Consider the following 513-nt stretch of genomic DNA (forward strand, 5'->3'; position numbering starts at 1 on the left):
ACGCCTGCTTTTCGGTCAAGGGGCGGTCGCGCAAGCTGAGCAGGCCGTGCAGCAGCGTGGTCATCGGCGTGTCGAGGAAGCGCGGGGCCGCATTCCACCAGTAATTGACCAGCACGTTGAAGGCATCCAGCGCCTCGACATTGTGCCACCACAAGGCCGGATAGACGAGCACGTCGCCGGGTTCGAGATCGAACACCTGCGCGGTCTCGAGCGCGGCGGCGAAGCGCGGGTAGCGATCGAGATCGGGCGCACGGAGATCGACCATGCTGACCACCTGTCCGCCGGGGGTCGGCTCGAGCGGGCCGGGATAGAGGTTGGCGACCTGATCGGGTGGGAACAGCGTGAAGCGCCGCCGCCCGACCAGACAACAGGCGATGTTGTTCGACATGTCGTAATGCGTGGCCGCCGTGGTGCGATTGCCGATCCAGATGCTCGCCAGCGGCGTGGCACCGCCAAACGCCTCGGGTGGAAGGGCCAGATCGTTTTCAGCACGAAAGCCGGGGAGATAGGTGT

Annotated in this window: 1 protein-coding gene; it reads right to left on the reverse strand. The window is 65.5% G+C overall.

What is annotated here, in order from left to right:
* Positions 1-513, reverse strand: a 513-nt coding sequence (locus AACY19_RS27015; RefSeq protein ID WP_339454555.1) for a cupin-like domain-containing protein, incomplete at both ends; no start/stop codon positions are given.

The sequence above is a fragment of the Pseudomonas sp. EA_5y_Pfl2_R50 genome (genome assembly GCF_963970475.1).
Classification (GTDB): domain Bacteria; phylum Pseudomonadota; class Gammaproteobacteria; order Pseudomonadales; family Pseudomonadaceae; genus Aquipseudomonas.